The organism is Rhizobium sp. WSM1328, assembly GCF_057653715.1.
Genome location: NZ_JBYGKO010000005.1, coordinates 179,019 through 199,741 on the forward strand (window position 1 = coordinate 179,019; position 20,723 = coordinate 199,741).

General features: G+C 58.1%; 15 protein-coding genes and 6 pseudogenes. 13 read left to right on the forward strand and 8 right to left on the reverse strand.

All coding sequences use genetic code 11. The annotated features are described in order from the left end of the window. Positions 1 to 205 precede the first annotated feature (205 nt). The 4 genes from AC2444_RS35250 (at position 206) to AC2444_RS35265 (ending at position 5,789) form a co-directional block, all read left to right on the forward strand. Complete coding sequence (locus tag AC2444_RS35250; RefSeq protein ID WP_128450269.1) at positions 206 to 2,389, forward strand: ATP-binding protein; 2,184 nt, start codon at positions 206 to 208, stop codon at positions 2,387 to 2,389. Positions 2,390 to 2,882: 493 nt separating this feature from the next. Further along, positions 2,883 to 4,148, forward strand: a complete 1,266-nt coding sequence (locus AC2444_RS35255; RefSeq protein ID WP_128450270.1) for an SMP-30/gluconolactonase/LRE family protein — start codon at positions 2,883 to 2,885, stop codon at positions 4,146 to 4,148. A gap of 209 nt (positions 4,149 to 4,357) precedes the next feature. Next, on the forward strand, positions 4,358 to 5,266 hold the full coding sequence (locus AC2444_RS35260; protein WP_003555118.1) for an alpha/beta fold hydrolase: 909 nt from the start codon (positions 4,358 to 4,360) through the stop codon (positions 5,264 to 5,266). 163 nt (positions 5,267 to 5,429) lie between these two features. Then, positions 5,430 to 5,789: a hypothetical protein gene (locus tag AC2444_RS35265; protein ID WP_245460545.1), complete on the forward strand. Its 360-nt coding sequence runs from the start codon at positions 5,430 to 5,432 to the stop codon at positions 5,787 to 5,789. Positions 5,790 to 5,860: 71 nt separating this feature from the next. Here the strand turns inward: AC2444_RS35265 and AC2444_RS35270 are convergent, their stop codons facing one another. Then, positions 5,861 to 9,178 carry a DEAD/DEAH box helicase gene (locus AC2444_RS35270; RefSeq protein WP_245461315.1) on the reverse strand — a complete coding sequence of 1,106 codons (3,318 nt, stop codon included), beginning with the start codon at positions 9,176 to 9,178 and terminating at the stop codon, positions 5,861 to 5,863. 120 nt (positions 9,179 to 9,298) lie between these two features. Here AC2444_RS35270 and AC2444_RS35275 point away from each other — a divergent pair. Beyond that, a pseudogene (locus AC2444_RS35275) lies at positions 9,299 to 9,706 on the forward strand (transposase); the annotation flags it as partial. A 203-nt stretch (positions 9,707 to 9,909) separates the two neighbouring features. Here the strand turns inward: AC2444_RS35275 and AC2444_RS35280 are convergent. Then, positions 9,910 to 10,182: a helix-turn-helix domain-containing protein gene (locus tag AC2444_RS35280; RefSeq protein WP_003555113.1), complete on the reverse strand. Its 273-nt coding sequence runs from the start codon at positions 10,180 to 10,182 to the stop codon at positions 9,910 to 9,912. Positions 10,183 to 10,261: 79 nt separating this feature from the next. Between AC2444_RS35280 and AC2444_RS35285 the strand changes: the two are divergent. After that, positions 10,262 to 11,141 (forward strand): annotated as a pseudogene (locus AC2444_RS35285) (LysR family transcriptional regulator). Positions 11,142 to 11,451: 310 nt separating this feature from the next. Here the strand turns inward: AC2444_RS35285 and AC2444_RS35290 are convergent. The 5 genes and pseudogenes from AC2444_RS35290 to AC2444_RS35310 form a co-directional block, all read right to left on the reverse strand. Then, positions 11,452 to 11,834: pseudogene (locus AC2444_RS35290) on the reverse strand (type II toxin-antitoxin system VapC family toxin). Then, on the reverse strand, positions 11,831 to 12,031 hold the full coding sequence (locus tag AC2444_RS35295; RefSeq protein ID WP_012760413.1) for a type II toxin-antitoxin system VapB family antitoxin: 201 nt from the start codon (positions 12,029 to 12,031) through the stop codon (positions 11,831 to 11,833). The pseudogene AC2444_RS35290 and the gene AC2444_RS35295 overlap by 4 nt, the downstream one beginning before the upstream one ends. Positions 12,032 to 12,138: 107 nt before the next feature. Further along, a pseudogene (locus tag AC2444_RS35300) lies at positions 12,139 to 12,237 on the reverse strand (LysR family transcriptional regulator); the annotation flags it as partial. Positions 12,238 to 12,378: 141 nt separating this feature from the next. Continuing rightward, entirely contained in the window at positions 12,379 to 12,657 is a 279-nt protein-coding gene (locus AC2444_RS35305; protein ID WP_012760412.1) for an HU family DNA-binding protein, read from the reverse strand. A gap of 498 nt (positions 12,658 to 13,155) precedes the next feature. Then, positions 13,156 to 14,436 (reverse strand): DUF3422 domain-containing protein, encoded by a 1,281-nt coding sequence (locus AC2444_RS35310; protein WP_012760411.1) that lies wholly within the window; start codon positions 14,434 to 14,436, stop codon positions 13,156 to 13,158. A gap of 407 nt (positions 14,437 to 14,843) precedes the next feature. Between AC2444_RS35310 and AC2444_RS35315 the strand changes: the two are divergent. The 7 genes and pseudogenes from AC2444_RS35315 to AC2444_RS35345 form a co-directional block, all read left to right on the forward strand. Next, positions 14,844 to 15,370 (forward strand): annotated as a pseudogene (locus AC2444_RS35315) (aldehyde dehydrogenase family protein); the annotation flags it as partial. Positions 15,371 to 15,397: 27 nt separating this feature from the next. Continuing rightward, a pseudogene (locus AC2444_RS35320) lies at positions 15,398 to 15,589 on the forward strand (ISNCY family transposase); the annotation flags it as partial. Positions 15,590 to 15,884: 295 nt separating this feature from the next. Continuing rightward, entirely contained in the window at positions 15,885 to 16,181 is a 297-nt protein-coding gene (locus AC2444_RS35325) for a type II toxin-antitoxin system TacA family antitoxin (protein ID WP_017997340.1), read from the forward strand. Beyond that, positions 16,178 to 16,684 (forward strand): GNAT family N-acetyltransferase, encoded by a 507-nt coding sequence (locus tag AC2444_RS35330; protein WP_128407782.1) that lies wholly within the window; start codon positions 16,178 to 16,180, stop codon positions 16,682 to 16,684. Before AC2444_RS35325 ends, AC2444_RS35330 begins: the two co-directional genes overlap by 4 nt. A 763-nt stretch (positions 16,685 to 17,447) precedes the next feature. Continuing rightward, positions 17,448 to 17,576: a hypothetical protein gene (locus AC2444_RS35335; RefSeq protein ID WP_017997338.1), complete on the forward strand. Its 129-nt coding sequence runs from the start codon at positions 17,448 to 17,450 to the stop codon at positions 17,574 to 17,576. A gap of 151 nt (positions 17,577 to 17,727) precedes the next feature. Further along, positions 17,728 to 18,645 (forward strand): zinc-dependent alcohol dehydrogenase, encoded by a 918-nt coding sequence (locus AC2444_RS35340; RefSeq protein WP_003555099.1) that lies wholly within the window; start codon positions 17,728 to 17,730, stop codon positions 18,643 to 18,645. A gap of 169 nt (positions 18,646 to 18,814) precedes the next feature. Continuing rightward, positions 18,815 to 19,591: a sugar phosphate isomerase/epimerase family protein gene (locus AC2444_RS35345; RefSeq protein ID WP_245461316.1), complete on the forward strand. Its 777-nt coding sequence runs from the start codon at positions 18,815 to 18,817 to the stop codon at positions 19,589 to 19,591. 126 nt (positions 19,592 to 19,717) lie between these two features. On the opposite strand, the gene AC2444_RS35350 is transcribed toward AC2444_RS35345, so the two are convergent. Next, the gene (locus AC2444_RS35350) at positions 19,718 to 20,686 is read right to left on the reverse strand and encodes a LysR family transcriptional regulator (RefSeq protein ID WP_348630200.1); all 969 of its coding nucleotides are present in this window, start codon (positions 20,684 to 20,686) and stop codon (positions 19,718 to 19,720) included. Positions 20,687 to 20,723 lie beyond the last annotated feature (37 nt).

The following is a 20,723-nucleotide window of genomic DNA, read 5'->3' on the forward strand; positions in this document are numbered from 1 at the left end:
TTCCATTGCCCACATCCCAGTCGAAGCCCGCGGGCCCCAGGCTGCCAATCGACCACTGTCACAACAAATCCATCAGAATCCTATCACCGTACCCCTTTGCGGCGCGTGGCGTGGTCGGACCATCCGACACCCTCTCGCATGAACTCTTCCGAGGCTTTTGCGTTGTGGTAGTTCTGCCCGCAATTCAGGTCAGCCACGAGGCACGATGGAATCCCCAATCAATTTTCCCGCCGAACGCCTTCAACAAATCCTCAACAGCGCCATCGATACCGGGATCATAACCCTCGACGCTGAAGGCAATATCACCAGCTGGAGCAAAGGTGCCGAGAGGCTGCTTGGGTGGTCGCAGGAGGAGATGCTCGGAAAGACGCTGATCGAAATCTTCCTAGATGACGAGGGCGCCCCCGATTTGCTGGCAGCTGAGCTGGAAGATGCTCGACTGAACGGCAAAGGAGGAGGCGAAGGCTGGCGGATGCGCAAGGACGAGGGACGGATATGGGCGGTGGGAGAGACAACGCCGCTCTTCGATGACGGGCGCGAGCTGGTTGGGTTCGTGAAAATCCTCAGGGATCGTACCGAGCAGCGACAAATCGAGATCGCCCTTCGGGAGCGCACCCGAGCTTTGGAGATCCTCAATCGCGCGGGCGCCAGCCTTGCACGCGAGAACGATCTGGAGAAGGTCGTTCAGTTGGTGACCGACGCAGGCGTCGAGCTGACCGGTGCGCAGTTCGGCGCGTTCTTTTACAATGTCATCAACAAGGCCGGCGAGAGCTACATGCTCTACACACTCTCAGGTGTGGCCCGGGACGCGTTTTCGAAGTTTCCCATGCCGCGCAACACCGAAGTCTTTGCGCCGACGTTCCTCGGCCAAGGCATTTTGCGCTCTGACGACATCACGAAGGATAGCCGCTACGGAAAAAACCCACCACGCCAGGGTATGCCGGAAGGCCATCTCCCGGTCCGAAGTTACCTTGCAGTTCCTGTTATTTCCCGAACAGGAGAGGTTATCGGCGGACTCTTCTTCGGCCACGAGAATGTGGGTGTATTCGATGAGGAATCTGAAAAGGGCTTGGCGGGTCTTGCTGGCGAGGCAACAGTCGCCATCGACAATGCGCGGCTATTCGACGCCGCTCAGCGCGAGCTGCTTGAGCGGCGGCGCGCCGAGGAGGCTCTAAGGGAGCTCAATGCCAATCTCGAAGATCTTGTCAGGCAAAAAAGGGATGAGCTTACACGCAACGCCGATGCTCTTCGACAAGCACAAAAGATGGAAGCGGTCGGGCAGCTGACGGGTGGTGTCGCCCATGACTTCAACAACCTCTTGCAGATTATTGTCGGCAACCTGGACACGCTGATGCGAACTTTGCCGCTTGAAGCTGGCCGCCTGCGTAGAGCGGCCTCACAGGCGATGAATGGTGCGCGGCGCGCCGCGGCGCTGACCCAGAGACTTCTGGCTTTCGCTCGCCGACAGGCGCTTGACCCGAAGCCCGTTGACGCGAATGCGCTCATACGAGGCATGTCGGAGCTGCTGCACCGTACGATTGGCGAGATCTACCAGATCGAAGTAGTGCTAGCTGGTGGCCTCTGGAGGACAGAAGCGGATCCGAATGAGCTTGAAAGCGCCTTGCTCAACCTGGTGATCAACGCACGCGACGCGATGCCCGGTGGTGGGAAACTGACGGTCGAGACTTTCAACGCTCATCTCGACGAGGCGTATGCCGCAATGCACGCCGAAGTCATTCCCGGCCAGTATGCCGCAATCAGTGTTTCCGATACTGGAACGGGTATGGAGGCCGAAACCCTTTCTCGCGTTTTTGAGCCGTTCTTCACAACCAAGGATCAAGGTAAAGGCACAGGCCTCGGGCTCAGCCAGGTCTACGGTTTTGTCAAACAGTCAAAGGGTCATGTGAAGATTTACTCAGAGGTCGGAGAAGGCACGACTGTCAAAATCTATCTCCCCAGGCTGTTGGCCGAAGGCGCGGAGGAAGAGGTGGCCGAGCGCGCGCCGATCCCTGAGGCGGCAGACGGCGAATTTATCCTCGTCGTCGAGGATGATCCGGATGTGCGGGCATATTCGGTGGAGTCGCTGCGAGAGCTGGGCTACCAAATATTGGAAGCGAAGGATGGCCCTACTGCCCTCCAACTACTGGCGGCCCACGGACCGGTTAATCTGATCTTCACCGATGTTGTCCTTCCCGGGGGGATGAGCGGAGCGGACGTCGTCGCTAGGGCAAGAGAAATGTATCCAGAAATGAAAGCGCTGTTCACCACCGGCTATTCGCGCAATGCTATCGTGCATCATGGCCGCCTGGATAAGGGCGTAAACCTTCTGACAAAGCCGTTCTCGTTCGAAGACCTGGCGGTACGAATAAGGGACGTTCTTGACCTCTGAAATAAAGTTTCAGTATGGATCCCCAGGGCGGCGAGGTGGTGGCTGAAAAGTCTCGGAAACTGCCCCATATTTGGTCCCCGCTTCTGGCGCGGCAACCGGCGGCCTTTGTGTTTTCCGGAGGCCTAGTCAGGCTTCGATCAGCCAATGGCCTTGATGCTGGTAGTCTTCTAGGGTTCCATCGACTGAGACGTCATATGACCAGCAGCGCGCCACGCAGCCCTTAAGCGGTGTTGGACATTGTATTTTAAATTGGCGCCTTTAGATTTTAAATTAGACGGAATGTGAATTAAGAATGGCCGGATGAAGACCGATCCTACCATGGGTTTCTCCTGTCTGCGTTGATCGTTTGACCGGTAAAACGGCTTCCAAACGCCAGGGATTGATCTGCTGGTCACTCACCGATGGCGGCGCGAACCAGACCGGCCGGGAAGGGTCCCCGTGTGAGGCAATTTGATTGAGCCCGGGTGACCTTTAACCCACACGGAGGCCCAACATGCTCCGGCTCGGCCGCTCGAGGGAAATCAATGAAGCGAAGAGACGGAACCTGAAGGTCAAAACGAAGTTCGGCACCGAAATTCTCCAAAAGGAGCCAATGATGGTACCGAACGCATCCCTTGTTTCGCGCCTCGCCGTTGCAGGCGCGTTCATCTCGCTCGCACAACCTGCAAGCGCTCAAACCTCTGACAAGCTGACGAACAAAGCCAAGGAACTGGTTGCCCCGATTACCGGCAAGACCGACGAGCGCCTGCAGAAGGTCGCAACCTTCGACCATCAACCAACCGGCGTTACCGTGTCCGAAGATGGTCGAATTTTTGTGAACTTTCCACGCTGGTCGGAAGATGTGCCCGTGTCCGTCGCCGAGGTCATGACCGACGGTTCAATCAAACCCTATCCCAACAATGAGTGGAACGCTTGGCGCAATGCCAAGATGTCGGAGATCTCGCCGAAAGATCACTTCGTCACGGTACAGAGTGTCGTTGCGGATCAGAAGAGCTCCCTCTGGGTCGTCGACCCAGCTGCACCCAACAGCGAAAAGACAGTCAAGGACGGGCCGAAACTGGTCCAGGTCGACCTCAAAACCAATGCCGTCAAGAAGGTCTATCCCTTTTCGCCAGACGTCGCTGGACCCGCAAGCTATCTCAACGACGTGCGAATCGCCCCCGACCGCGCCTTTGCCTATTTCACGGACTCTGGCATTCCGGGCGGCCTGGTCGTGCTGGATCTTCGCTCGGGCAGGGCTTGGCGGGTGTTGAGCGGTGATCCATCAACGCAGGCCGAAAAGGATGTTATCGTCGAAACCGACGGCAAACCATTACGCCGTCCGGACGGCCGCCAGCCGCAGTTCAACGCCGACAGTATTGCGCTTACGCCTGACGGCAAGACCCTCTATTGGAAGGCATTGACCGGCAAGACCATGTATCGGCTGCCGACCGATGCCTTGCAGAAGGCGGAAACGGATCCCAATGCGGTTCGGCCCGAGAAGGTCGCCGAGACCGAGCCGACGGATGGCCTTTGGATCGACCAGCAGAACCGCATCTACCTCAGCACGATGGCGAACAATGGCATCAAAATCCTTGGCGCTGATGGAACGGTGACGCCAGTGCTCGAAGACAGCCGATTACGCTGGCCGGACACATTCGCCCAAGGACCCGATGGCACAATGTACGTGACCGCATCGCATATTCAGGACTCGCCTTGGTTCAATCAGGCTTGGACCGACAAAAACTTTACTCTCTTCAGATTCGCTCCGCCGAATTGAAAGGCACGTACCTGCTCACGCAAAACACGTTACCGCTTCAACGTGATCCACACTTAAAATAACCGCGCAAATTTGCCGGCTTTAGCGCAAGCGGAAAGTGGCCCAATCTTGCTGAAATCCAACAGAAGCTGACCAGAGCGGGTCGGGACGCCTGTGACGACGTCGCGACGTCAAGAGGTTCTGGCGCTGAAAGCGAGGGAAATTTGTTCATGTTGCAGGAAACTCTCGTGAAACGCGTTTCCGCAGGCGTGCTCGACGTTGGCTATTACGAGACAGGGCCTGCGGATGGCATGCCGACCATTCTTCTTCATGGCTTTCCATACGATGCTCATGCCTATGACGAGGTGGTGACTAATCTTGCCGGCGCTGGCCACCGCTGCATCGTGCCATTTTTGCGTGGCTACGGTCCAACCCGGTTCTTATCGTCGGAAACGCGGCGCTCAGGCGAGCAGGCGGCACTAGGCGCGGATTTGCTGGCGTTGTTGGACAGCCTCGGTATCGAAAGAGCTATCCTCGGAGGCTATGACTGGGGTGGTAGAGCCGGCTGCATCGTCGCTGCGCTATGGCCTGAAAGAGTAGTCGGCCTTGTGAGCGCCGGTACGGGCTACAACATCCAGGACATCGCTGGCGCCGCCGAGCCGGGACCGCCTGATCAGGAGGCACGTGACTGGTATCAATACTACTTTCACACAGAGCGTGGCCGCAAAGGCCTGGACGAGAACCGGGGCGAGATCAGTCGTTTTCTATGGAAGACCTGGTCACCATCCTGGTCCTTCGATGACGCCACATTCAAGAGAAGCGCGGCCGCTTTCGACAATCCTGACTTCATCGATGTCGTAATCCATTCCTATCGGCATCGTTATGGCGTCATTGGAGGCGATCCAGCTTATGCAGAAATCGAAGAGAGATTGGCACGCAAACCCGATATTGCCGCTCCGACCATCGTAATTTTGGGCGCGGACGATGGCGTCGACCCTCCTCAATCGAATGACGAGGAGGCCAGAAAGTTCATCGGGTTCTACCACCGTCGCATACTGCAGGGTGTCGGGCACAACGTGCCGCAGGAAGCGCCGACCAGTTTCGCGGATGCTATCCGGGAACTGCGCGAGCGGGATTGAGCGGCGTTTGGCCTTGCGATGTGATTGCTCGACCAAGCTTCTACCTCACCAAACGATTTGGCACACTCGGCCGGCCTTATCAATGCAGCTGTGCGATGAGGCGGTTACACGACCGCCTGTCCAAAAGCGATCACCTGCCATTCGCTGTTGGCAGAAATCGTTTGTGGGTAGCGGCGAAGACTGGATTGGGTCATCGCCCATCGTCAATATCTTCCCTTCCCTGGCATCGGCTACATTCGTGCTGCAGGCCGGGCTCGTTCTCCTGGGGTCGAATATCGCAACCGCGCCGCCCAATAGAGCCGGACGAAACGCGCCCCCGAGCCTTGCCAGGCCAGTGAACGAACCGGCGCGGCGCGCCTATCCGAACCTTCAGGTCATCGATGAGACGGGACTGGTCGTCGCGCCGTTTCCGCAGGCGGCGCTGTTTCTTGCCGGAAAGGCCCTAACGCCGTATAGCCGGGCCGGTGGCTCGGCCGGGTGCCTGACTGATTTCTTCGTCGGCGCGCATGCTGCGGTTCATTAGGTTTTGCTACCAACGCGAGAGGTTGGTCGACACCGGTCATACTTCCCAACTGTCGTTGCGATCTCAGCGGCTCATTGATTTCGGAATTTCGGCCGGTTCGCCGCCGGGACGACCCGCTCGAAGAAAAGCAGTTGCTCCTCGCCAGTCATATTTGAGGCTTCAAATATCAGCCTGTCTACCCGCCGAACCGCCCCAGCCTTCTTAGTCAAAGCTGCAATGACCTTGGCCGGTGTCTTTGGTGTCAGCGTCATCGCAAGGGCTTTTGGCCCCGCCTCGAGTTTGGCGATGCCAAGCCGTCCCGCTGCAAGCTGCAGTCGGGTTGTCCGCAAAAGCAGGAGTACATCCTGCGGCAGTTCGCCAAACCTGTCCTCGAACTCCTCTTCGAGGTCGTCCATCTCGCTCAGTGTGGATGCCCTCAAAAGCTTGGCGTAGAGATTGAGCCTCACCGCCGGATCCGACACATAGTCCGACGGTATAGTGCCCGCCACACCGAGGTTCACGATGGCACGCAGCGGAGTACCCGCTGGTTGTTTGCGCAATCTCGCGACGGCACCTGCAAGCAGCTTCTGGTACAGGCCGATGCCAATAACCTTCATGTGCCCGGCCTGGTCCTCGCCAGCAATGTCGCCCCCGCCGCGCAAGTCGAGATCTCGAAGGCTGATTGAAAGGCCGGCGCCCAGGCGGTCGTTCTCGACGAGGGTCGAAAGCCGCAAGCGCGTTTCATCGGAGAGCTCGGCGTTTTCTGTCAGAAGAGTGGCGATGCCCTGAGCTCCGCCGCGCCCGACACGCCCGCGCAACTGATGGAGCTGTGCCAGCCCGAACCGGTCAGCCTGCCATACGAACATGGTATTGGCGCGTGGCACGTCGAGGCCGTTTTCGATGATATTGGTGGCGAGAAGGACGTCGCCGTCGCCTTCCGCAAAGCCAACGATTGCTTCATCGATGGCCGCCGCCGGCATGTCGCCATGCGCGACCTTGACGGAAAGTTCCGGAACGATCTTTCGCAGTATCGTCTTGACGACGTCTATGTCCTCGATACGAGGCACTACAACAAAGCTCTGTCCTCCGCGGCGCTTTTCGCGCATAAGGCCGGTCCGCATTGACGCGTGGTCGAATACCGAAAGCGAGGTACGGACCGGCCGGCGTCTAAAGGGCGGGGTGGTCAAGAGGCTCACTTCGTGCACGCCCACCATCGCCGACTGCAAGGTCCGGGGGATCGGCGTCGCCGACATGGCGAGCGTATGAAGAGACGGTACGAGAGTGTTCATCGCCCGTTTTTCTTTCAACCCGAAACGGTGTTCCTCGTCGACGATTACCAACGCAAGATGGGCAAAGCGGACGTCTTTCGCAAGGATCGCCTGAGTCGTGACAATGACGCCAATCTCGCCAACGGCCAGTGCCGCCTTCACCTTTTTCGCCTCCCTCGGCTTGAGCAGGCGAGACAACATGCCGACCGAGACGCCGGTCCCTGCGAAGCGACGCGTAAACGTGGCAAAGTGCTGACGGGTCAGCACGGTGGTCGGGGCAATAACGACCACTTGCCCGCCGGCAAGTGCTACTGCTGCTGCAGCACGTAGTGCGATTTCGGTCTTGCCAAAGCCAACGTCTCCGCAGACAAGGCGATTCATCGCGCGTCCAGTCGCGAGATCGGAGAGGACTGATCTGATGGTTTCGGCCTGATCATGAGTTTCGGTAAATGGAAAACGCCGCGTGAAGGCGGAAAATCCGGCACGGGGCGGAACGAATGCCTCTGCCCGCGATGCCTGCCTGTGCTTGGCGAGCTTTAAAAGATGACGCGCAGTCGACTGGATGTCCGCTGCGATCTTTTCACGCTTGTTCTGCCAAGCATCGGTGTGAAGGCGGTCGAGTGTGACGGCCTCGGGTTCGGAGCCATAGCGCCACAGCTTTCCAAATTCCTCCATCGGCACGAGCACCGAATCCCCATCGCGGTATTCAAGGCGAGCGGCGTCGCGACAAACGTTCTCGACGGCTATGCTTTCCAGGTCTCTCAGAACCCCAACGCCATGGTCTTCGTGAACAACGACATCGCCGATCCGAAGCTCCGGCTCGACCAGAAGTGTACTGCAATTGGAAGCCGTGCTTATTCCATCGGCTGCGGCGACGACCGCTATCCTTTCTGTCACGTCGATAAACCCCTGGTCCAACTCACAGGCCAGTTTAAGAACAGTTCCGGGCTCGGCCTTCAGGACCGCCTCCCAGGTATCGATGGACTGGGGCGCCGTCCCGGTTGCTTGTCCCAGACGCCGACAAAGGGCTTCCGAGCCGTTGCCTTTCCCGGAAATGACGACCTTCAGCCCATGTCGCAGGCAGTCCTGCATCCAATTAATCAAGGCTGTGCGAGGGTAGGTGTCGGATGCCTCTGTAGGTAGGTCACCGCCTTCTTCGAGATCCAGTTCGCGTGCCGACACGCTGCTGGCCTGCCGCTCCCATTCGGCGCGGTCGAGGTAGAGCGAACGAGAGGAGGGGGCCTCCACCTCGCCGAAATCCTTGCGGGACTGGCGAGCGTCGTCGACGATCTCAAGATAGCGCTCCACCTGGTCGGTCGCACCCGGAGCGAGAACTACGGTGGCGTCGCCCAAGAAATCGAATACGGTTGGCATGTCTTGATAAAGGCGCAGAAGCAAGCGCATCACGGTATCCGAAGTCGGAACAAATTCTTCTGTAATGCCTTCGGTCAGAATAGCTTCGGATGCCGGACCGAATATCACCTTATCGAGATAACTCTCTGTCCGCTGAGACACACGGTCAAAGCCTCTCAATTCCAGAACGCTATCGTCCTTTGAAAGGACGATACGCAGAGGTCCTGGTGCGCCAGCAGGGTAGATGTCAATCACGCCTTCCCGAACTGCGAGCTCGCCGGGATCGTCCGCAACGCCTTCCTCCACATAGCCGGTCCGTTGGATGAAGTCTGAGAATGCGTCGCGATCGAACGCTTTTCCGACGACGAGTTCGAGACGGCTGTTTGCGATGACGGTCGCTGGCGGAATCCGTTGAAGCGTTGCATCGAGCGAGGTCAGAAACAATCGCGGCGCGTCGCTGGGCATGCTCCAGATCCGTAATGCGTCCATCCGCAAACCCATACAGCGCTGCGAAGGCGGCACGCGATCATAGGGCAGGCAGTCCCAAGGCGGCAAAACAATAATCTCGATGTCGGGGAAAAGGGCGCTGACGGCGTCAGCAATTTTGGTAGCCGCGCCTTCGCTCAATGCGACATAGCACAGCGATCGTTCCGAGCGTCGTAGCGAGGCAACCAGCCTCGTTGCTACCAAGCCGGGCGGCGGCTTAAAACCTTGCATTTTTTGGGCTGCGGGAGGAGATGCGGATGCCTTTTCATCTCTATACTCAACGATGCTCACAGGAACTGCCATTCTCTCGTCAGTGATATTACCAACGTGTAAGAACGGGGTCTTAATCAGCTTGTTCCACTCAGACAGAGGCAGCCTATCACTCCGAAGGCATCCTCAGCGGTTTCGCCCAGTGCCCTCACGCTGAAATTCTTCGGGCTGAAGGTCGGCGAGGTCTCGGGCGGCAAGTTCGAGGAGAGGATACGCGAACTCGTCGAGGCGGACCCCGATCTGGCGGAAATCATGGAGCCCTTCCTCGCTGGTCGACGCAAGCTGCGCGAAGAGTTCGCCAAACCGGACAAGAAGGTTCTCCAGGAGGCAAAGCATGATGAAGTTTGCAAGCGCCTGATGACGGTGCCAGGGGTCGGGCCGGTTGTCTCCCTCGCCTATGTCTCGACGATCGATATTCCCAGCCGGTTTCGCAATTCGCGGGCGGTGGGAGCCGTACTGGGCCTCACCCCGGTGCTCAACCAGTCCGGCGAAAGCAAGCGGGTCGGTCACGTCTCCCTATGCGGGGATGCCATGATGCGAAAGCTCTTCCGTTCCAAGGCATGCCGACTGTTCGATACCTATCAAGGCGGCCAAGCCTAAAGTGTCCATGCCGAAGACGTAAGCATCAGATCGTAACTAATACACAGGTAACAATCTCGCGCCAGACTCACGCCGGTCCGCACGCCATTTTCCGAGCAAACGCCTCTTTCGAGCTTCGTCGAGACTCCATATTCGAGTACGTTGGCGAAAAAACGCTCCACCTTTCACCTGCCGGTTTCCTTTTGTTTTCTGCCTGAGCGGAGAGGCTTTGGCTTTGGCGCGCGTGGATCAATTTCTGCGAACAAAGCTGAAACGTTCACCGAAAGAACCCGCGCAAACGCCTCGAGCGTAGCGACGGTGACATTTTCCATGCCTCTCTCGACCCGTCCGACATACGAGCGATCGATCTCGGCCTCGAGAGCCAGTCTTTCCTGAGAGAGACCTTTGGCCACACGAAGTCGTCTGAGATTCCAGCCGATGGTTTGTCGAACGTCCATCCCATAACAAACGCATATTCACGGCTTGACAATCGACGGACTGATAGTCCCTAATTAAAGCTGCAAGGAGGACGCTCCCATGGAACTACGCCAGCTCTCCTACTTCGTCGCGGTGGCCGAGGAGCTGCATTTCGGCCGGGCGGCCGCCAAGGTCCGCATCGCCCAGCCGGCGCTCTCCAACCATGTGCAGGCGCTGGAGCGCGAACTCGGCTGCGCGCTGTTCATCCGCTCGACCCGGCGGGTGGAACTGACCAGGGCAGGGGAGATCTTTCACGAGCGCTGCGTCGGGATCCTGAGCGAGGTCGATCTGAGTGCCGAGATCACTAGGGCGGTGGCCGGCAAGACGATAAGGCAGATCAGAATCGGCACCGTCTATCCGGCGACCACCGGCGTTCCTGGCGAAAATCGCCCGCAAGTACCCGGATATCCGCATCCATATATCAAGCGGCAATACCGGCGACATCATCCGCGGCCTGGAGAACGGCCAGATCAATCTCGGTTTCATCCGGCCGGTGGAAAACATCGGCTCCTTGCGCTTCTCCTCGATCGCCCATGAGCGGTACCTGCTGGCGGTGGCCAGGAGCAACCCACTGGCGGAGCAGGCGGAGATTGGCATCGAAGATCTGCGCTCTGAGAAGATCATCGCCTTCAATCGCAAGAACCTCTCCTACACAGAGCGGTACTTCAACGAGAAGTTCGAGGAATACGATCTGACCCGCAACATCGCTTACAGCTGCGACGACACCTATTCGCTGGTGTCGCTGGTCTCGGCCGGCCTTGGCATCGGCTTTGCTCCGGAATGGACCGAGGGCCTGCCGAACCGGGCCTTCGAGCTGAAGGCGGTCAGGGGCATCGACTTCCGGATCGGGCTTGGTGTCGCCTGGAATAAAGAGGATCCAACCGCCTCGCGCGACGACATCGTCGATATCGCCCGCTCATTGGCACGGCCGGGCAGGTGAGGCGAGGGAGCCCACGGGTACCATGCAAACGGAACGGCTTTGCCGGGGGCAGTCGGTCCCGGGTTCCGCTCGTTCCCGAGCGGCGCTCCGCTAACCCTCCTGCGGCTGCCCTTTTAACCGGTCAAGCCCTGCGCGAACTGGCGCCGGCGCGGACGCGCCTTTGCCTGGTATGCTCATTGTTTGTGAGGGGCGTGCCTGCCGTGGCAGGCAGGGCGTCGACACGAGAATTCGACCGGCCAGGAGCAGCGCATGTCGATCGCTGCCATAGCTGAAACGCCGTGTCTCTACGAGGGAGGATCGGCTTGAGCACTCAATGGGATCTGTCGACCGGTATGTGCAGGAAAGCTCCCGCCTTTTCGGCGGCTGCTCGCAAGTGCTTGTCTCTTGTCCACAGCGTTGCTCGCTGCTCCAGGAGGATCGACGCCAACAAGTGGGCATCCGTGTAGCCAATACCCATGCTGAAAATGCCATGTCGATCGATCATTGTCATGACTTCGTCATGCGTGGCGACGATTGCTTTGCGCTGGGCCGCAAGAAAAGCTAGGACGCTGCGGCGATTCCGCAGGCTGCCAAGAGCCATTTCGCCGATGACGCTCGGGTGCAAAGTAGTCGATCATCTTCGATCACGCAGCGTAGCTCGGCATTCATATGGCGGAAGTGATCAATCCAAATCGAGGTGTCCGCGAGTATCACTTAGACGCCGGGCTCCGGCGGCGCGGAGCTGCCTCGGCGTCGGGCATGGTTCCTCCCAGCGCAATGAGGCGTTTTCCCGATTCCACGCGAACAAGTGTCTCCAACGCTTGGCGGATAAGCGCTGCGGTCTCCTTGGTGCCGGTCAAGGACCTTGCTTTGTCCAAGAGTGTGTCGTCGAGATTGATCGTTGATCGCATCATCCGCCTCCGTGACAGAGCACACAAAGTGGCACCATTTGATGATAAAATCTATGCATGGGAGCAGCCAAGGCGCGCGTCGGCCGTTCGCAGAAGGATGACGTCCTTGCCCTGGTCAATTCCAGTGGTCTCGTCGAGCCGAGGGACAGTGGACAGCCTACATCCCGCGTCAGCGCCTGCACGTGATTGGAACGCGCCGGCTGGGCGTCTGCGCCGTGGTAGCATCCGGTCCTGTTTCAAGGGCGGCGGGAAGCAACTCAATGAGCAGATGCGCTGAGGGCTGCTTTTGCCGTTGCCAGCGAGCTTGGCGCACCGGATCGACCGGCAAGCAGGCTCAAAGGTTCGTTTCACTTATTCAGCGCATCTTTTAAAGCCTTGGCCGGCGTAAACGCCAGCTTCTTGGCCGCGGCGACCTTGATGGTCGCGCCAGTTGCCGGATTGCGCGCCTCGCGCTCCGGCGTTGCTTTCACTTTGAACTTCCCAAATCCTGGCAGCGAGGTTTCGTTACCGTCCATCGCAGCTTGAGTGATCGAGGCAATCACGGCCTCGACGATCGCCTTGCCCTGTGCCTTCGTCAGGCTGTGGTCGCCTGCAATCTTGTCTGCGATTTCATTCGTGGTGGTCATTGTGCTTCTCCGCATCATTGTTCCTGCGGAATCCCTGACAGCGGATTGAGCTTATGTCATTGAGGCACTGCGGCATCGTGTGTTGAATTGCCCGGATTTCCACAGTTTCCGAACGTCGCCAGCCTAGCCCGCCTTATCCGTGCCGCTTCCAGGAAAGGAAGCGCAGCTTCCGTCCACCGCGGACACCTGTTCCTTCTCTGCGCCCGCTTTCCAATTCTGCCCGCGCAACTCTTAGCATCGCAGGAATGAGCGCGTTGATCGAATCAGTCTCGAAGCAAAACGTCTGCCGGCCTATACTATTGCCGATCTCGGAAATCAGCAGTCGCCTTGGCTTTGACGAAGCGACCAATTTTGTAAAATTCTTTCGGCGAGAGACAGGTTCAACTCCGCGCATACTTCGCTGAGAGGCTATCCGAAACGCCGGATCTTTGACCTGTCGGACGCGTTGCATCGAGGCCGCAGGTGTCCATGCTGCCACACTGTCGGGCTGCGCTACGTCTAGCTCTCTGCCTTTAAGGCATGCTTGACGCGGAGGATGGTAATCACAACAGATCCCACAACCACCGGAACAGCGACGAGCATGATCATCGGATCGAAATGGAATCCTGCGTGGTCTGCTGTCTCAAATATAAATTTCAGCAAGCTCAGCAAGTAGTAGCTAATCGCGATCATCGAAAAGCCTTCGACCGCGCGCTGGATCTTGACCTGCGTCGCGGCCCGATCAGCCATCGCCTGGATCTGTGTAGAGTTCTGGAACTCAATCTCGACCTGGATTCGGGTTTGTAGCAGGTCGAGCAGGTGCATCGCAGCCCTTGATAGGTGCTCAAGCCTCAACGCGGTTGCTTCGCAGGTACGCACCGCAGGCTTGAACCGGCGCTCCACGAAGGTTCCGAAACGTTGAAAGCCGGGGACATGGGTTTCCCGTAAAAGCGCGATCCTTTCTTCAACGATTTTGGCATAGGCAGCGGTTGCGCCAAACCTGTTTCTGGTTTCCGCGGTGGCTGAAATGATATGCGAGGAGAGAACAGTAATTTCCTCGAGCAATTGCTTGTGCTGATGTGCAGGCGTACTCAAGTTTCGATTGGTCAGCCGAACGAGCTCCGCGTCATATCCGCCCAGAAGCGGGGCAAGACGACGCGCCTCCGGCAATCCGAGCAGCGCCATTGACCTATAGGTTTCGATCTCAAAGATCCGCCGTACCATGCGCCCCAGCCGATGTGCATTCAGGTCCTTGTTGAACAGGATGATCCTGCTTGAATTGTCCCCTCGAACGCGAAAATCGGAGCAAACTTGCGCCGCCCCGCCGCCGATTGATGACGCGGCGGTGTCGCCGAAGTCGAGGGATTTTAGAACCGTTCCCAGCTGGTCCGGAGGGTTTCCGAGGACAAGGATACTCACGTGGCAAACGAGGAGAGGAGAGCTCAACCCTGCTAGCCGCGCAAAATCACCCTCACAAAGGTCAGTTTCCGGCCAATCCTCGGGCTCGCTGGCCAATTTTCGGACCCGCGTGACAGTCACGAACTCAGTGTGCCGTTCCACTCTGACGGAAATTCCACCATCAGCTTGGAGACTATCGTGGAACTCCTTGATCACGCCATCCGACGGCATGAAAGCAAAGTGTTCGACGATCGCCGGACCGGTGAAATAAATCGACGGTCGAGCGTGAAGCTCCGAGTTGAAGTCTGCGGGCTTCTGTTCAAAAGCAGCTGGACGAGACACCTGTGGTGCGGAAGCAGACCCCGTTGGGAAGAATGCTTCCTCTGCGCCCTTTGAATTCATGTCTGTCTTCCCCATTTCCGAAAGCACACCATCGGCAAGCCTATATGAAGCCAATGCAGTCAACTTGAAAAGCCCTGCGTGAGTGCAAATGATTTGGCGCCCTCGTCGAGGTGCGAGCTGTAGCGGTCGACTTGTGCGGCAAGCCAGGGGCGTTGCTTTCCTGTTAACAGGACTAGACACTCGGTCGGCTGACGCCGAGCGTGCCCCCATGCACACCTCCGAGCTTTTGAACGGACATACGGGAGGTAAGGCCGATAACACCTTCGTCAGGTCCGACGAACCGTTTCCTTGTTAACACGCGTCTTAAGCAACCATTCAGACGACATGCATTGTCATCTTCTAGTCTTTCCAGGCATCCTGCTCGGGCAGCTCAAAATGGCCGCAACATTGTGACGCGAGGTGAAGTTATGCTGACCGAACGCGAGGATCAGTTTTACATTGGTGGGAAATGGCAGGAATCTGGGGACGCAAACCGTCTGCCTGTTGTGAATCCCGCGTCGGAACGTGTTGTCGGGCATATTGCTGCGGGCGGTGCTGATCACGTCGATCTCGCGGTTGCTGCTGCGCGCGACGCGTTCCCAGCCTTTTCTCAAACATCGGTGGCTGAACGGCTCGGTCTGCTCGGCAGGATGCATTCTCTCCTGAAAGAAAGAGCAGAGACGTTCGCGGAGGCGCTTGTTATGGAAATGGGGGCGGCGATCAGCTTCGCGCGGGCTTCCCAGGTTCCTTTTGCTTCCGAGCACATCCGTGTCCAGATGGAAACTCTCTAGAAGTACCGCTTCGTAACGATTGATGAGCGTACCGCGACCGCCAAGGAGGCGATCGGGGTTTGTGCGCTGATCACCCCCTGGAACGGGCCACTTTAACTGCGAAAGGCGCTCCCGCGATTGCGGCAGGCTGTACCGTCGTCCTCAAGCCCAGTGAACTATCACCTTAAAGAGGCGCCGGGCTGTTGCCGTTACAGCCGCGCAGCAAAAGCGGCCCTCGTCGCACTGGACAGACAGATCATATGTTTGGCATTCGCGACGGCAGCACGAGCCACGGATATCAGAAGCGCGGGCGCAAGCCGGGTAAAAGGAAGGATTTCATGAGCGATCCGGACTTGATTGCTAAGCGACAGAAAGCTCTGGCTCGTATGGAGGCTGCAGAATGAATGGTGGCGAGCATATCTCAACGCTAAAGCCGAAGGCATCTCATCAGCCCCCGCTCCTCCCTAGCAACCCGGCCTAGCCGGTCGGATCGGGGGCTGATCCGAGGAACAAGTGTCGCGTTTCTAATTGGCTAGAACCGTCGCGGCTCTAACCAGCTTTGACAAGTCGAAATAGTGGGTCCGGCGTTCCGATCCTTTCAAGAGCTGAGAATGAACGCGTAACGACATCATCTTTACGAACTTACCTTGTAAAGATGATGTCGTTACGCTATATGGTCCTTCTAGACAGGAGCTTCCCATGCCGACCTCGCACACAGGCAAAAGCCCGGACGCAAGCGTGGCGCTGAATATGCGCATCAAGCCTTCGACGCGCAACTTGATTGACCGCGCCGCCGAGATGCTAGGCAAGACACGTACAGATTTCATGCTGGAGGCTTCCGAGCGCCGTGCCGAGGAAGTACTACTTGACCGGACGATCTTCACTGTCAGCGCAGAAATCTACGCTGAGTATCTGGCCCGGCTCGATGCGCCAACACAGCCCAATGAGCGTCTTAAACGCACCATGTCGACCAAAGCGCCGTGGGATGAGGTGTGACCTTAAGCGTACCCGCGCCACTTGGTGACCATCACGAGCTAGCCGAATTCCATTCTGGTGTCCCTGAGCTTGACGATTGGCTGCGTCTCCGCGCCCGCGCCAATCAGGCGCGCGGCGCATCACGTACCTTCGTCGTGTGTGAGGCGAACCGCGTCATCGCCTACTACGCCCTCGCTTCCGGCGCGGTAAGGCAATCGGAAGCGCCGGGGCGTTTCCGGCGGAACATGCCTGATCCGATACCAGTCGCCGTGCTTGGACGCCTTGCCATTGATCAAACCTATCAGGGACGTGGTTTCGGCAGGGCGTTAGTGCGCGATGCAGGTCTGCGCTTGATCAATGCCGCCGAGATACTGGGGATTCGCGGCGTTTTGGTCCATGCGATCTCGCATGACGCACGAGCCTTCTACGAAGCGGTTGGTTTCCTGCCTTCCCCGTCCGACCCCATGATGCTGCTAGTCGGGTTGCATGACCTCAACAACGCGTTGACCTCCTTACCAAGCTGATTGCTAAATCGCTGAAACCAAATCACGAACTTCGGCGAAAGTAATGAGGTGCCGAGGGTTCCGGTCCGTTCAAGAGCACTAACGGGCGGGGCCTCGGCTCAGTCGCACCGATTTACAACGATTGCTTCGAGTCTTTCTCGCAACACCTGAGCGGGAACTGTAATCTTGGACAGATTTGGCTGGATTAGAGTGATTCAGTTACGGTATCCGTCGGACTGCGAAGCGATTTGCGCGAGCGGGACAGCGAGAGAAGGCACGTCCGCATCTCCTAAAGCAGGACCTTGATGAACGCGGATATGATAGTCGCCTGGGCGGTGGAAAATGGATTCCATGCGATGGATTCCGGGGAATTATCGTCGCCATGACAATGCGGGCGTGATCACGATCGAGATAAAGAGGATGCCTCTCGCACTGTCCTCCAGCTCCTGAACTGGATGAGGCTGGACTTTGCCGTTTGTAGAGCGCCCCATTCTAACATTTTGGTGCCGACGCTTGGGAGCCTTTCAAGCGATCATCGCGCGATTGTGGATGCCATCCCACGCCTGCCATTCGCGCATGGTGAAAAAGGTTAGGCGCTTGTGGTAATCCCCGTTGACGATCTCACCAATCGCGCACCTTATCACGCTTTGATAGCGCAACGATACCGGAGCCAGTTCTTGATTGGACAGCCAGCTCCGATTACGAGTCCGATGGCGACTTGCAATAAAAAGGTAGCGATGTCACCAAATGAACCAGCAAAAGCCTAGAGCAACGCTACGAACCGTTGCCCAGCACCTACTTCGGCTTTCTGTTTGCGGCGGTCGTGATCTCCAGCCTGCCGCTGCTCGTCCTCTACCTTCTGTTCAGAAAGCACCTTCAGGCCGGGTTCTCCATGGGCGCGGTCAAGGGCTAGGCTCAGCCCGTGTCGTCACTAATTTGCAAAAGCAGGAGTAACGAACATTCTTTGTGTAGAAATCCTTGGACCGCGTCAGGCGCAGGTCTCCCAACGGCCGGAACCGCAAGCCTCCGGTGATATAGTCAAGATCCAGGTCCTGATCGCGCCCATGTGCACGGAATGGCAATCTTGGCGTTCTGGCAAGCTTTCGTGTGAGCTCGGTCATGAGGCGGTCGGCGTTGTTGTCGATGCCGCACAATCAAAGCGCCTGAAGGTCGGCGACCGCGTCATCGTCATGCCGCATGCCGGCTGTGGCGTCTGCCCGGCTTGCCGCTCGGGGGAACATATCCACTGCACCTCGCAGCGCGATCTTTTGGACGAGACGGGTTCATCGTCCGGCATCGGCTGTTACGCCGAATTCCTGTTGAAGCCGGATTACCTGTTGCAACTTGTCCCTGACGACATCGAGACGCATCACGCCGCAATGGCGATTTGTGCCCTCGGTCCGAGCTTCACGGCGATGCACCGCATGCACGTAACCGCACAGGATACCATGCTGATTTCCGGCTGCGGCGCCGTCGGCCTTGGGGCGATCATCAATGCGCGAACAATTGGCGCGCGCGTCATCGCGCTCGAATTGAACCCATATCGCGCTGCACTGGCGCAGGAGTTGGGAGCAGAGCTGGTCATCGACCCCCGTGCGCCGGACCTTATCGAGCAGGTGCGGGCCGCAAGCGGCGGTTATGGCGTGGATGCGGCCCTCGACACCAGTAACAATGAGGGCGCTCCCGCAGTGGTCCTGGAGTTGCTGCGGGCGCGGGGGAGGCTTGCCTTCGTCACCTGGAGCGGTTCGCTACCGGTCAACCGCATCACGGGCAAGGGCATCGACATCTTTGGCGCTTGGCACTGGAACCATGACGTCTTCGCCGAAGAGTTGTTGCAGCGCGTGCGCGATGCCAGGCCGCTTCTCGACAGATTGACCACGCATCGTTTCGCCATGTCGGAGGTCGCGTCTGCCTTTGCTCTTCAGGAAACCGGCAATTGCGGAAAGGTGCTGCTCTATCCGGGCAAAATTCCTCAGGCCTGAAGGCCTCAGAGACAAGATGCGGCCGGGGACGCGTTGGCCGCCGCCCGCCAACAGAATCAATTTGGGAGACTATTCATGACGTTCAGACTCGGTGGCTATGGGATCGAATATGGGGGTGATCCCGAAGCCTATGCGCGCACATGTGGAATTCGGGTACAACGCGGCCTACATGCCGACCATCAAGCTCGAGAACCGCCAAGAAATCGCCGATCTGGTGAAAAGCTTCGCCGCCGCCGATCTCGTCATTGCCGAGGGAGGTGCCTGGAAAAACCTCATTGCCCATGATGATGTGACGCGGAAAGCCAATCTCGAATATGCCGTGCATCAACTGGCTCTGGCGGACGAACTGGGAGCAGGCGCCATCGTCGCCTACCACGGAACCGTTGGCCATCCCGATGACCGGTGGCAGCTGAGCGACAATTACGACTATGGCCCGCATCCAGACAATCAAAGCGAGGCTGGATTCCAGCGCGCGGTCGATACGGCCCGCTATGTCATCGATATGGTGAAGCCCAAGCGCACCAAGTTCTCGTTGGAGATGGTGCCGTGGCTGGTGACCGATACCCCGGAAAACTATCTCAAATTGTTAAAGGCGATCGACCGGCCGCAGTTCGGAGCCCATATTGATGCGGCAAATATGGTCATCTCGCCGCGGCTCTATTTCAATACAGGAAGGATGATCCAAGATTGTTTCGCCCTTCTTGGACCCTGGATCGTTTCGTGCCACGCGAAGGATCTGGTGATGAAAGGCGGACCTGGAACGATCTCTTTCCATTTGGATGAAGTCGTGCCCGGCGAAGGTAATCTCGACTACAAGGCTTATGTCACCGAGATTGCCAAACTCGGGCGCGAAGTTCCGCTCATGCTCGAGCATTTCGATGTGCCCGGCTATCGGCGTGGCCTCGCGCACATCAAGACGGTCGCACGCAGCGCAGGGGTTGTTTAAGAGCGGTGACCAGCTACGAAACTCTTGTGACGATTGGACGGGCCGTGCGCCCCAGGCGCGTCACCGTTCGTTTATACTCCCGAACACATCGAGCAGGCACGCTGAACGAGCCGCAGGCGAAACCTTTCAGGTGGAAGGGGTGTTCATCGGATGCGGAATGCCGCGAGCAAATGTCACGGCTTCCTCCTTCAGCCAGTCGGCAAACCGGACCGCGCTTTTCTTCTTGCCAAATGACGGGCCCTCGATCAGGCGATAGGCATAGCCGGGCAGAATGGGTCCCTCAATTCTGCGCAACGTTCCGTCGCGCAGTTTCTCATCGACGAGTACATTGCTCGTCAGCAATGGACCCAGGCCACGTTCGGCGGCGTGAATGGCCAGTGTCTCTTCACTGAACCAGGATATCTTGAAATCGCCGCCAACCTCGTGCGGCGTCTCCGCCAGCCACGTCGACCACGTCGGGCAAGGGAATGCGGGGTTCTTCCACTTGTAGGCAAGCAGGGGGCGCTTGCGGTAGTGGTCGATCACGGGCTGCCGCTCGGAGTTCGATATCGATGAGGCGGCCACGGCCAGATAGACGTCCCGCAGAAGTATCATCGGTTTCGCCGCGAGATCGACCGGCCCGTACCGTATGGCGAGATCGATGCTTTCGGCCCGGAGGTCGACCACTTTTTCCGAGGCGTGGACGTTTACGACGACATCGGGAAAAGCGGAATGAAACCGGTCGAGCCTCGGCATGAGCCAGCGCTCGGCTAACACCTTCGTCATCGAGACGGCGACGACATCGGCTTCTTTTTCTCCGGAAACCTGAGCAAAGGCTTCGGCCAACTGATCAAAGCCGTCACGCAATCTCGGATAAAACGCAGCGCCCGCCTCGGTCAGGACGACTGCCCTTCCCGAGCGTTCGAAGAGCTTCTTGTCGATCAATTCTTCCAGTTGCCGGATCTGGTGGCTCACGGCCGTGACCGTGACGAAGAGTTCTTTCGCCGCTGCGGTGAAGCTGCCGTGTCTTGCGGCAGCTTCGAAGGCCCTCAACGAATTCAGCGGGGGAAGTTTTCGCATTCCAGCTCCTCGACGTATGGATCGGCGGGTCTTCATAACACGGCTGCATCTCTTGGAAGGGCGATAGAACTAT